The organism is Herbaspirillum huttiense, from assembly GCF_004367745.1.
GTDB lineage: Bacteria > Pseudomonadota > Gammaproteobacteria > Burkholderiales > Burkholderiaceae_D > Herbaspirillum > Herbaspirillum huttiense.
This window is the reverse complement of the sequence record NZ_CP037993.1, coordinates 5,237,100-5,248,907: the sequence shown is the minus strand read 5'-3', so window position 1 is coordinate 5,248,907 and position 11,808 is coordinate 5,237,100. Positions and strand designations below refer to the sequence as shown.

Sequence of the window (11,808 nt, the reverse complement as noted above, 5' to 3'; positions counted from 1 at the left end):
GATTTCAGGAAAGACGACAATCATGTTTGAACGAATCATTCGCTTTGCCATCGAGCATCGATGGCTGGTCCTGCTGGCGGTGCTCGGCATGGGCGCGTACGGGGTCTACAGCTACCAGAAGCTGCCCATCGACGCCGTCCCCGACATTACCAACGTGCAGGTGCAGATCAATACCGCCGCGCCCGGCTATTCACCACTGGAGACCGAACAGCGCATCAGTTATCCGATCGAGACCGTCATGTCGGGCCTGCCGCATCTGGAACAGGTGCGCTCGCTCTCGCGCTATGGCCTGTCGCAGGTGACGGTGATCTTCAAGGACGGCACCGACATTTACTTCGCGCGGCAACTGGTCAATGAACGCATCCAGCAGGCCAGAAGCCAACTGCCCCCCGGCATCGATCCCGGCATGGGCCCGATCTCCACCGGCCTCGGCGAGATCTACCTGTGGACGGTAGAGGCCAGGGAGGATGCGCGCAAGGCCGATGGCACGCCCTATAGCGCCACCGACCTGCGCGAGATCCAGGACTGGGTCATCAAGCCGCAATTGCGCCTGGTGCCGGGCGTCACCGAGATCAACACCATCGGCGGCTTCGCCAGGGAGTATCTGGTGGCACCCTCAGCGGAGAAACTGGCCTCCTACGGCATGACCATGGACACGGTCGTCAAGGCGCTGGAGAAGAACAACAACAACGTCGGTGCCGGCTACATCGAGCGGCGCGGCGAGCAATACCTGATCCGCGCGCCGGGGCAGGTGGGGTCCACGGAAGACATCGGCAACATCGTCCTGGCCAACGTCAAGGGCGTGCCGATCCGCGTGCGCGATGTGGCCGAGGTGGGGATTGGTCAGGAACTGCGCACCGGTGCCGCCACCGAGAATGGCCGCGAAGTGGTGCTCGGCACCGTGTTCATGCTGATCGGCGAAAACAGCCGCAAGGTCTCGCAGGCGGTCGACAAGAAGATGCGCGAGATCAATCGCACCCTGCCTCAGGGCGTGGAGGCGGTGACCGTGTATGACCGCACCGTACTGGTCGACAAGGCCATCGCCACCGTCAAGAAGAACCTGGTCGAAGGAGCCTTGCTGGTAGTGGCGGTGTTGTTCATCTTCCTCGGCAACATCCGCGCGGCCATCATCACGGCCACCGTGATTCCGCTGGCGATGCTGTTCACCTTCACCGGGATGGTCTCCAACAAGGTGAGTGCCAACCTGCTCAGTCTGGGCGCACTGGACTTCGGCATCATCATCGATGGCGCGGTGGTGATCGTGGAAAACTGCGTGCGCAGGCTGGCCCATGCGCAGCAGCATCATGGGCGCACGCTCACCCGCAGCGAGCGCTTCCATGAGGTCTTCGCTGCGGCCAGGGAGGCGCGCCGCCCGCTGCTGTTCGGCCAGCTCATCATCATGATCGTGTATCTGCCGATGTTTGCGCTCACCGGCGTCGAGGGCAAGATGTTCACGCCGATGGCCTTTACCGTCGTGGCGGCGCTGGTCGGCGCGATGATTCTGTCGGTCACCTTCATTCCCGCCGCCATCGCCCTCTTCATCGGCGAGCGCGTCGCGGAGAAGGAGAACGTCATGATGGCCTGGGCCAAGCGCCTGTATGAGCCGATGCTCAAGCGCATCATGGACAACAAGGCCGTGGTGCTGACCTTTGCCGGGGCCCTGATCGTGGTGTGCGGTGCAGTGGCTACGCGCCTGGGAACGGAGTTTGTACCAAGTTTGAACGAAGGTGACATGGCGGTGCAGGCGCTGCGCATTCCCGGTACCAGCCTGAGCCAGTCGCTCGAGATGCAAAAGCAGATCGAGCGCACGCTGAAGCAGACATTCCCCGAGATCGAACGCGTGTTCGCCCGCACCGGCACGGCCGAAGTGGCCTCCGATCCGATGCCGCCGAACATCTCGGATGGCTACATCATGCTCAAGCCGCAGGACCAGTGGCCCCAGCCGAGAAAGACACACGAAGAGTTGCTGGCCGCGATCCAGTCCGAAGTGGAAAAGATCCCGGGCAACAGCTACGAGTTCTCGCAACCCATCCAGCTGCGCTTCAACGAGCTGATCTCGGGCGTGCGCAGTGACGTTGCGGTGAAGGTCTTTGGTGATGACATGAAGGTGCTCAACGAGACGGCGGCCAGGATATCGGCAGTGCTGGAGAAGATCCCCGGTGCCACCGAAGTCAAGATCGAACAGACCACCGGCCTGCCGATGCTGACGGTGGACATCGATCGCCAGAAGACGGCGCGCTATGGACTCAATGTCTCGGACATCCAGGACACCATCGCCACCGCCATCGGCGGCAAGGAAGCCGGAACGCTGTTCCAGGGCGACCGTCGCTTCGCCATCGTGGTGCGCCTGCCTGATCAGGCCCGCACGGATCTGGAAGCCATCCGCCGCCTGCCGGTGGCCTTGCCGCTGCAGGAGGGCGCGCAGCGTACCAGTTACGTTCCGCTGGGTGAGGTCGCCACGCTCAACATCGCGCCGGGTCCCAACCAGATCAGCCGCGAAGATGGCAAGCGCCGCATCGTGGTCAGCGCCAACGTGCGCGGACGGGACCTGGGTGGTTTCGTGGCCGATGCCGAGCGCCAGTTGCAGTCCGAAGTCAGGATTCCGACCGGTTACTGGACCACCTGGGGCGGCCAGTTCGAGAACCTGCAATCGGCCACGCAGCGTCTGCAGATCGTCATTCCCGTGGCCTTGCTGATGGTGTTCGTGTTGTTGTTTGCCATGTTTGGCAACGTCAAGGATGGCTTGCTAGTGTTTACCGGCATTCCGTTTGCGCTGACCGGCGGCATTCTCGCGCTGGCCTTGCGCGACATCCCGATGTCGATCTCGGCGGCGGTGGGCTTCATCGCGCTGTCCGGGGTGGCGGTGCTCAACGGGCTGGTGATGATCTCCTTCATCCGCAGTCTGCGTGAAGAGGGGCGGTCGCTGGATGTGGCCATTCACGAGGGGGCCATGACCCGCTTGCGTCCGGTGCTGATGACGGCGCTGGTGGCTTCGCTGGGCTTCGTGCCGATGGCGCTGGCGACCGGTACTGGTGCCGAAGTGCAGCGTCCGCTGGCTACTGTGGTCATCGGCGGCATCCTGTCCTCTACGGCGCTGACCTTGCTGGTGCTGCCGCTGCTGTACCGGCTGGCGCATGCGGGGGATGAAGAGGGCGTGGTGCGCCGGGTTGGATTTTGGCGGAAGAGGAGGGGGGCAGAATGAGGGCGTCAACTCTTCATCAGCAGGGGGCGCGCTGACGGGAAGGAGGGCCTGCGATGGCTCTCCTTTTTTTATCAGGGGCTTTGTCCGCTGATGTAACGAAGTCAGTTTTTCCGTTGAAACTGGTTTACTCTGTGCGCTGTTTCGACGTTGCCGGATCACGATGGATGTTCAGGGCACTTTTTCTTCATGTGGGGTGTCGGTGCATGATCGGAAACGCATCGTCAAAGTGATTTTCAAGAGGAAATGAATGAACAGAGTATTGCAGTCCATCCACGATAACCTGCCGCAATGGATGGCCGACTGGTTCGACGTGCTCGTGCCGGCGACGGAGGTGGTCCTGATCTTCCTGCTGGCGCTGGCCATCATGCGGGTGGCCCGAAGCGTGATGGCCAGGATCGCGCGGACTTACGGACTGCCGGCCACGGCCGTCATGCTCACGCAGCGGGTACTGGGATTTTTCATCTATGGCGGTGCCATGCTGTGGGCGCTGGAGCGCATGGGTGTGTCCGGAGCGGTGCTGTGGTCTGCGTTCACCGGGTTTGCTGCTGTGGGTGCGGTGGCTTTCTTTGCGGTGTGGAGCGTGTTGTCCAATCTGTTTTGCGCCATCCTGATCTTCACCACCATCCCGTTCCGCGTGGGGGATCTGATCGAGGTGCTGGAGGGCGGCGACAAGCCCGGCGTGAAGGGGCGCGTGCTGGATATCAATCTGGTCTATACCACCTTGCTGGAGGAAGGGCAGGAGCAGGAAGCGAAGACAACTTTGCAGCTGCCCAACAGCATGTTCTTTCAGCGGATTGTGCGGAGGTGGAATGAGGAGGGCGGGGTTGTACTTTAGGCGTGACTGCTGGCAAGCATGCAGGAATGATGCATGCATCTCCGTATATCAAAGCTCCGTTGCTGATGGCGCATAGCCTCCTTCCAACATTGGAAGGCCTTGGCGCCATCGGCGTTCCCGGCGCAATACGCACCATTGAGGTATCGTTCAGGGCCAAGGAGAAAATTGGAAATGGACCTGATTAAAATCCTGGAATACAAGCATTGGTCGGACCGCCGCATTCTTGATGCGGTTGCGCAACTCACGCAAGAGAAACAACAGCGCGCGTTCGATTTCGCGCGGCAACAGTTGAACCACATGGTGCGTGTTGAGGAATTGTTCCAGGCCAGATTGCGTGGCGTGACGGATCCGCATGACTCCACCAATACCGAGCACCTGCCTGAACTGGCTGAGCTGGAGGCCAGGCTGATGGCGGCGAACCAGTGGTTGCTGACCTATGCCAAGAGTCTCAGTGCCAGCCAGTTGAAGGAAGATATTTCTTTCACGTTCGTGGATGGGAAGCGCGGAAGACTCAGCCGCGAAGAAGTCATCTTTCACCTCATCAATCACGGCACTTACCATCGCGGGGCGATTGGCCATGCGCTTGATCTGGCCGTGGGGACGCGTCCTGCCGATACTTACAACGTGTTCATTCATTCTGCTGAACCGGAGAGACGGGGCTAGCCATCAGCAAGACGCGGGCGGTTTGTGACGCAGAGCGGATCTGCTTTGCGATCCTCGCTTTTTGGTAACGCGGGTGACCAAGGTGTTTTTACTTCGTTGCCGCTTCCAGGCGATGCCGCGCGAAAAAATCCACAACCAGCCGGCTGGCATCCGGCCCCGCTGCATTGTAGGACAGGGAGGTGTCCCCGCCGCTCCAGGCGTGTCCAAGTCCCTCGATCACCACGGATCGGATGATGAGCTTGCGACCACGCACATAGTCACGGGTTGCAACTATCCTGCGCCGTGGATGCTTTTTGGAGGTGCGGCCGTAGGGTGTTTCCCGGGGAGGCTGCTCGGTCAAGCTCTGCGTGTGATTGAGTAAAAGAAACTGTTCCAGTAGCTGGCGCTGATTGATGGGCCGCACGATCTTGTCGTCAGTCCCGCCGATGAGGATCGCAGGTAGTGCGCCCGTTCGGGGAAAGCGTGTGAGCGCCCGCTTGGCGGCGGCTGAAGCGCGCAGCGATCCATGCTGCATCACCGAGTAAGCTCCGGCGGCATTGCTGCAGACACCGGAAACGGGCGCTGCGTGTAGCGCGACAGCAGCGATGAGTTCGGGGTGCGTCAATGCCAGGAGATTTGCCATCGCTGCACCGGCCGAGATCCCGCAGACGTAGATGCGTTGCGGGTCGATGGGGTGCGTTTTCAGGATCTCCTGGATCAGGGAGGCGACCACTGCGACGTCACCTTCTCCCTTCCGAGCGTCCGGTGCGTACCATCGCCAGCATCGGTGCGGATGGGCACGCAAGGATTGTTCGGGATACAGGACGGCAAAGCCGTGCTTTGCTGCGTGCGCATTCATCCTGGTTCCTTGCGCAAAGTCGGCAGCGTTTTGTTGGCAGCCGTGGAGCATTACGATCAGGGGCAGCTCTGAAGGAGTGGGCTTGGGCAGGCAGAGGCGATACTGCAGTGAATGGGTGGTGGAGGGGACGTGATGGACTGCGGAGGTGAACGTGACTTCGGATGTGGATGCGCTGGCTCCACGGGAAGCGCTCTTGGGCTTGCGTATGGATGAGGTTTTGCTGCGGGGTGAAGTGGGGGATAGAAAATCGAGAAATTGTTTGCGCTGTACTTTCCCGGCTTTTTTCATGGCCGATAGCCACAGGCGGCTTAGTTTTTTCATCGGGATGATGCCAGGTGGACGATGGGTTTTGTTTGACCGTGGTGTCTCCACGCCGGTTCTTGCGTGAAAGCCGGAAAGGGCCCAGCGCGCAATGTCGAAACAACTGTCAGATGACTGATCGCCCCAAACCGCGACCACGATTTGCATCGATAACTAATACTTCAGGCTGGCTGACTTTCACGATGGCTCCTTTCACAGAGACTATCAATCCTTGCGGGGGTGGCGACTGCTTCCGCTAGTTTTTCTTTGTCAGGCGGTGCTAAGTTGGATTAATCATTTTAAGTCTTGCCCAACTCTATGCCGGTTCAAACTGACCGTGCCGCGGAATTAGTACCGGTCTAAAGTAGAAATTTCCGGCCTGCCAGACCTCTTGGGGACAAACAGGCGTGTAGGAAATGTCCGCACCGCTCAACTAACTAACGGCCTTTCACTTCTGCAAGTTAACGGTTAATCCCTTCTTTTCGCACATTCTTTGTCGAGTCTTCAGCAAATGCGCGATAGACGAAAAATGTGTCAAAATCATATCAAAATAAATATGGGGAACTCTGATGGTTGAGGCTGTCGAGGTTGACTTTGGTGAGCTAGGGGTGCGCCTTCCACGTGGGGAGGTGGCAATGGTTGTTGCTCAGCCATATGTTGAATTTGTGCATCAAGAACCTTTCACTTGGGCGCCAGCTGAACGGCAACGTGCGCTCGACTGCATTGACGATACTCTAGCCGTATCTCGTAACTGCCCGCATGGCGCGGCCAAGACGCATTTCACCATTTTTCCTGAGTGCGCGATTCCTGGGTTAGAGGGTGTTGATCGAATTTCGACAGCGATGCAAGCCCCCGAGTGGCCTACTGAAACGTTGGTAATCGGGGGCGTGGACGGACTGACTAAAGACCAGTTCGTCGAACTCGTTCAAAAGCCCTTAACTACTTATGACCATGTCCACAATCCTATTGAGCGCATACAGGCGCATCAGTGGGTGAACTGTTCCGTTACCTGGGCGAAGCTACCAAACGGAGAGGTCCGGAGCTGGGTCCAACCCAAGCTTACTCCCGCTTGGGTTGAGCTAAATGTCAATTACATGTCGATGTATCAGGGGCGTTCAATTTATGTTTTCAAAGGTGTTCACTCGAATATAGACGCACCATTTCAGTTTGCCACTTTGCTTTGTTTTGACTGGATCGGCTCTTTAAATTCAAAGAGGATGTGGGAGTGGCTGCTCGAAGGCATTAGTGCTCGAGCTGCTGGATTTGGAGGCACCCTTCCGCTGACCTGGCTATTTGTAGCGCAATGCAATCCCGCTCCTTCGCATGTGTCTTTCATGAGTCAGGTCGCTCCATTCTTTGATCCTAACCAACATCCGAGGGTTACCAGAGATGATACGTGCTTGGTTATGGCCAACGTTGCAGGCGTGAGGGAGCCCGGTAGAGCACAGGGATTCGGTCAATCAGCCGTTATCGTCACCCAGAGTCGATTCTCACGTCCGGATTGCATGCCTACATACGGGAATGGAGGCGCTCCACAGAGAGGAGCAGCTGTTTTGGAAAATTTCCGTGACGCAGTTTTTCGTGAGAGTGGTGCTTGCATTCATTCATTCTTGGTTATTCATCCTTCCACTTTGCCACCTGGTGCAGCAGGGCGTAGCTTCGCGGTACGTGAGCCCGCAGTACATCCCTTTAGAGGTTCACACGACCCGAGGGTACCTGGAAAAGCCGTACCTGCTGTCGTGAAATGGATGAATGATGAATTGGACGAGCCGGCAAAGTCATTGGCCTCTCAGTACGCGCAGCTGCCGCTAGCTGCGGCAGCTCGGATTGCCCACCAGCGAACCGTAGGAGCACTGAGAGCGCTCGAAGCAAATGCACTCGACAATACGGTGAACTTTGCTAGCCTTACCGCTAAAAAGGTGACGGCAGATGAGTGGAAGCAGGGAGAAGGCTACGCAGTAAAGCACGTTTTGCATACCTTCTCGATATTTGATGTGGCGCAGTATCCGGTGACATTCCATGGAATCGGTGCTCACGCAACTCTGACGAAAGGTGACACGAGCGTGGAGGTTATTGCAGTGATGGGTGCGAGTCATGAAGAATGTGATAAACACATTCTCAACTCCTTGCCAGCGCATAAAGGCCAACTGGTAGTAGTTAGCCGTGACGAGGATAACAATTCATGGGACCCACGGTTTAAGTCCATTTTCGATCAAGTCCCCGATGAATTGTCTACGGAGGCAAAGTTTACTCAGCCGACCAGTGCGATTGTTCGTGTTGGCTATCGCGATGTTCTCGACGCCTATCGGGGTGCCGCAAACCAAGCCGAATTGATGGAGGCATTGAATGCAAAGCTCTCCTGAAATCTTAGGCTTGCCAAGCGAACTAAGGACCACTCTGGCGAGGCTTATGCCGGACGCCGAATTTTCCGAAGAAGAATTGCAAGAGCAATGTCTTCCAGTCGTGATGATGTTGCGAGAGCATGCGGTAATGGCGTTCGCCGTTGGAGACCAAGCTGAATACCAGAAACTCTACGACGCCTTTAAGAAGCACTATTTGAAGAACACAGTGAAGTGGTCCACAAAGGATATTTCGTTTGTGTATTGCCTTCCTGCAGAAATTACAGTGGACCCTGACTTCTACTCACGGGTCGAAGTCGATGTGTACTTTTGCCGGAAGTATGTTGTTCGTCTTGGTGGAAGCTTGAGTGATAGCTTGGCGAGGTTGCCTTTCCTCCCTTTATCCCCGGTTTCCCACGGTGCTCAGATAAGGCCACCCTCTGCTCAAACTTTGCTCCGTCAGAGAAATCTCAAGGCGGAGCTAGCGAAGGGGCTTGTTGTGCCGGCCACAAGCAGTGCCACTAAAATACTTTCTGATTGTCTTGATGGAGCATTCGGTCCCCCCGATGCACTGCAATTGTCTGCTGCTCCTATTGCGAATGCCGTGGTCGCAGAGGACCGGGTTCAATCGATATTAAAGTCTATTTCCATTCAAAACTTCAGAGCGTATCGGACAAAGAAGGAATTTAAACTTGGGGCCGCTGTAACAGTCCTTTATGGCCCAAATGGTTTTGGGAAGACGTCCTTCTTCGATGCCCTCGATTTTGTAGTTACGGGAGGTGTTGGACGCCTGCCCAAGGCATTAGGCGGGTTCGCCAAGGTGGCTAAGCACCTGGACAGTGAGGGTGAGCCAACTGAGGTTTCGTTGACGTTCGAGCGTGAAGGAAAAACCCACGTCATCACACGGAAACTTGAGGACGTCAACAACGCTTTGGTGAACGGAAAGAGTACGCCTCGCAAGGAAGTACTCAGTCTTCTGACCGGGGGAGCAGCGCCTGGTGCTGATCGGGTCGATAGTCTCGTCGATCTTTTCCGTGCTACGCATCTTTTCAGTCAAGAGAATCAGGAACTCACAAAGGATGTCGCTACCAAGTGCGAGCTATCCTCCGACCTAGTGGCGCGCATGCTCGCCTTTGAAGACTACGCGAGTGGTCTCAAGAAGGCCGATGAAGTCATCAAACTGGCGACCACTGAACACATCAAGACTTCCGAAAGAATCGCTAGCGCTCAACACGCTATTGCCGTTGAGCGTCAAGAGTTGGAGCGGTTAGAAAAACTTGCTACCTCAAATGCATCGTCTGTTGTTCTGGACGCTCGTTTTGCTGAGATAGAGGCTCTAATCGCAGCTGCCGGTTTCGACATTTCCCACATAGCATCACGTGACACTCGTTCCCTGCGAGCCATGCTTGAAGGAGCCGCATCAAGAGCGGTTTCTGAGAATGCGACACTGGAGCGTGCTATCGAACAGATTGAGATGCTTAGTTCGCTCCGTACACAATCTGCTAATTTGAATGCCCAGCTATTTGAGCGACGGGCTCTTATGCAGAAAACTGCAACACAGGAGCATGAAACTTTAGAACGATACAACCTGCTTGAGAGCAAGCTTGCACGGCTGAAGGCTGAGGAAAGAAGCCACTCAAGTCGACTTGAATGGCTAAATTGGGCCGTGTCGGCTCAACCCGAGTATGAGCAGCTTACGACTAAGGTCCAAAGTTTAGCAGCCGAGATGGAAGCATTGTTGGCCCAAATTGTTGGCCATAGAGAAGCACTGACAAAAGCGCAAGCTGATCAGCGAGAGGCCACAGCAGTACTTCAAAACTCGGACGCTGGGCTCAAGGCTGCTTCGGATAAGCGCGCTCGTTTTCAGTTGGTCAAAGATGCTTTCGAAGCATGGACCTTGGCGGCTCCCGCTTTACCGGGATTGCATGACGCAGAAAGCTTGTTAAGAGCATCAATTGACCAGACAAATGGACTCATCAATGAGTCAGTACGAGCCGACATTCCACTGGAACTATCTTTGGCTGAGGCTGAGGCAGCGCTCGCTAACGCCAGAACAAGAGAGTCGAGACAGAAACAGCTCATCACCGAATTGCGGGGCTTAGTAGATGGGCCCAACTGCCAACTGTGCGGCCACAACCACGGAAGCACTGAGGAACTGTTGTCAGCGATTGACCGGCGTATGGACGAAGGCGACCAGATTATTCAGTTAATGGCGCTTGTTTCAACTCAGAGGGAGGCAATTCAGACTCATCGGGAGCAACGACATAATCTGAAGGCCAAACTTAAAAATGACGAAGTGCAACTTAGTCAAATACAAAACCATCGTCAACAACTGGAATCACAACGCGCGGATTGCGAAGCTTCGCTCCTTACGTATGGGCTTTCGCTAACTAGCGAAACGCAGATGCAATTGCAGAATATATATAACCAGGTTTTGGGGGCGGAACTGCATGCTGTGGCTGCTGTGGAATCAGCGAGGCAGTTGTGTGCGGCCGTAGAGAGTGCGCTTGTATCTGCACAAGCCACATATCAATCGATAGAATCGCAACGGCAAGACACCGAGTCCGTACGAAAGGCCGCACTCGAGCGTTTAACGGCTTTACTACACGATGCCAATCGGGGTGCAGTCGACTTTGCCGGTGGTTTGCAACCACTGGTTGATGCAAAGTCTGAATGCGACTTGCAGCGTAGTTTGGCTAGCGCAACTGTTCAAGAAACAGCCAGTCAAGTTAGCCAGCAGAAGGCAATCCATGCGGCAGAAAAGGCGGAAGCTCTCTCTGCTCTCGCTAACGTCCAGCAGCTCGATCAAGATGTAGCCGAACATCAGGCGAGAATTCAATCTGTTCTCGCCGCCCTTTCTGCTGCCAACTTTGGTGAGGATGTATCTCCCGATCAACTACGGCAACAAGTTGATGCCAATGCGGCATTTGAGGTATCGGTATTAAAGTTGCGAGACCGAGTTGCCGAGCTAGAAGTTGCAGTAGACACAGCGGCAACATCAGCGGCTTTCGATAATATTCGCAAGAATATTCAGGCCAATGAGTCTCTCGTTCAAGAAGAAACGGCGCGTGCTCAAAAAGTTCAGCCCTGGATTAGTTACTTCACCGAGGTGAAGAAACTTTTGAGCACTCAACAATCTTACGCAACTAACCACTTCATCAAGGAATATGGCCCTAGAACCGCGGTTATCCAGCAAAGGCTACGACCGGTCTATGGATTCGGCGAAATCGATGTCACGAGTAAAGATTCCGCCATTAGTATTCGAATTCGGCGGAAAGACGATTCTCTGAGACCCACGGACTTTTTCAGTCAGTCTCAAGTCCAGACCCTTGTATTAGGTCTTTTCCTTACCGCGTGCAGTTCGCAGACTTGGTCAGGCTTCTCATCCATCATGATGGATGATCCAGTTACTCACTTTGATGACCTCAATACTTACGCGTTACTCGATCTGATTCTCGGACTGCAAAGCTCTTCGGAGGGGCAGCGACAATTCGTGATATCAACTTGCGACGAGAAGTTATTGCAACTAGCTAGGCATAAGTTCCGCCATTTGGGAGAGGATGCCAAGTTCTACCGTTTCCAAGCTATTGGTGCTGATGGGCCAATGGTCTCTGAACTCTCTGCATAGTGA

6 protein-coding genes are annotated in these 11,808 nt (G+C 55.7%); 5 read left to right on the top strand and 1 reads right to left on the bottom strand.

Annotated elements, in window-relative coordinates; translation table 11 throughout:
* The first annotated feature begins 22 nt into the window (after positions 1-22).
* The 3 genes from E2K99_RS23400 to E2K99_RS23390 all read left to right on the top strand — a co-directional run bounded on the left by E2K99_RS23400 (position 23) and on the right by E2K99_RS23390 (position 4,700).
* Positions 23-3,202 (top strand): CusA/CzcA family heavy metal efflux RND transporter, encoded by a 3,180-nt coding sequence (locus E2K99_RS23400; RefSeq protein WP_134223747.1) that lies wholly within the window; start codon positions 23-25, stop codon positions 3,200-3,202.
* A gap of 247 nt (positions 3,203-3,449) precedes the next feature.
* Positions 3,450-4,037, top strand: coding sequence for a mechanosensitive ion channel family protein (locus E2K99_RS23395; protein ID WP_205703720.1), 588 nt, complete (start codon positions 3,450-3,452; stop codon positions 4,035-4,037).
* A 171-nt stretch (positions 4,038-4,208) separates the two neighbouring features.
* Positions 4,209-4,700 carry a DinB family protein gene (locus E2K99_RS23390; protein ID WP_134223746.1) on the top strand — a complete coding sequence of 164 codons (492 nt, stop codon included), beginning with the start codon at positions 4,209-4,211 and terminating at the stop codon, positions 4,698-4,700.
* An 88-nt stretch (positions 4,701-4,788) separates the two neighbouring features.
* Here the strand turns inward: E2K99_RS23390 and E2K99_RS23385 are convergent, their stop codons facing one another.
* On the bottom strand, positions 4,789-6,006 hold the full coding sequence (locus tag E2K99_RS23385) for an extracellular catalytic domain type 1 short-chain-length polyhydroxyalkanoate depolymerase (RefSeq protein ID WP_240733807.1): 1,218 nt from the start codon (positions 6,004-6,006) through the stop codon (positions 4,789-4,791).
* A 401-nt stretch (positions 6,007-6,407) separates the two neighbouring features.
* Between E2K99_RS23385 and E2K99_RS23380 the strand changes: the two genes are divergently transcribed.
* A complete protein-coding gene (locus E2K99_RS23380) occupies positions 6,408-8,201 on the top strand; it encodes a hypothetical protein (RefSeq protein ID WP_134223745.1) in 1,794 nt (597 codons plus the stop codon).
* On the top strand, positions 8,185-11,805 hold the full coding sequence (locus E2K99_RS23375; RefSeq protein ID WP_134223744.1) for an AAA family ATPase: 3,621 nt from the start codon (positions 8,185-8,187) through the stop codon (positions 11,803-11,805). The genes E2K99_RS23380 and E2K99_RS23375 overlap by 17 nt, the downstream gene beginning before the upstream one ends.
* Positions 11,806-11,808 lie beyond the last annotated feature (3 nt).

Excerpts from the sequence above, each read along its gene's own strand:
- E2K99_RS23395 (WP_205703720.1), top strand. The coding sequence starts at position 3,450 with ATGAACAGAGTATTGCAGTCCATCCACGATAACCTGCCGCAATGGATG.
- E2K99_RS23380 (WP_134223745.1), top strand. The coding sequence starts at position 6,408 with ATGGTTGAGGCTGTCGAGGTTGACTTTGGTGAGCTAGGGGTGCGCCTT.
- E2K99_RS23385 (WP_240733807.1), bottom strand. The coding sequence starts at position 6,006 with ATGCAAATCGTGGTCGCGGTTTGGGGCGATCAGTCATCTGACAGTTGT.
- E2K99_RS23400 (WP_134223747.1), top strand. The coding sequence starts at position 23 with ATGTTTGAACGAATCATTCGCTTTGCCATCGAGCATCGATGGCTGGTC.
- E2K99_RS23390 (WP_134223746.1), top strand. The coding sequence starts at position 4,209 with ATGGACCTGATTAAAATCCTGGAATACAAGCATTGGTCGGACCGCCGC.
- E2K99_RS23375 (WP_134223744.1), top strand. The coding sequence starts at position 8,185 with ATGCAAAGCTCTCCTGAAATCTTAGGCTTGCCAAGCGAACTAAGGACC.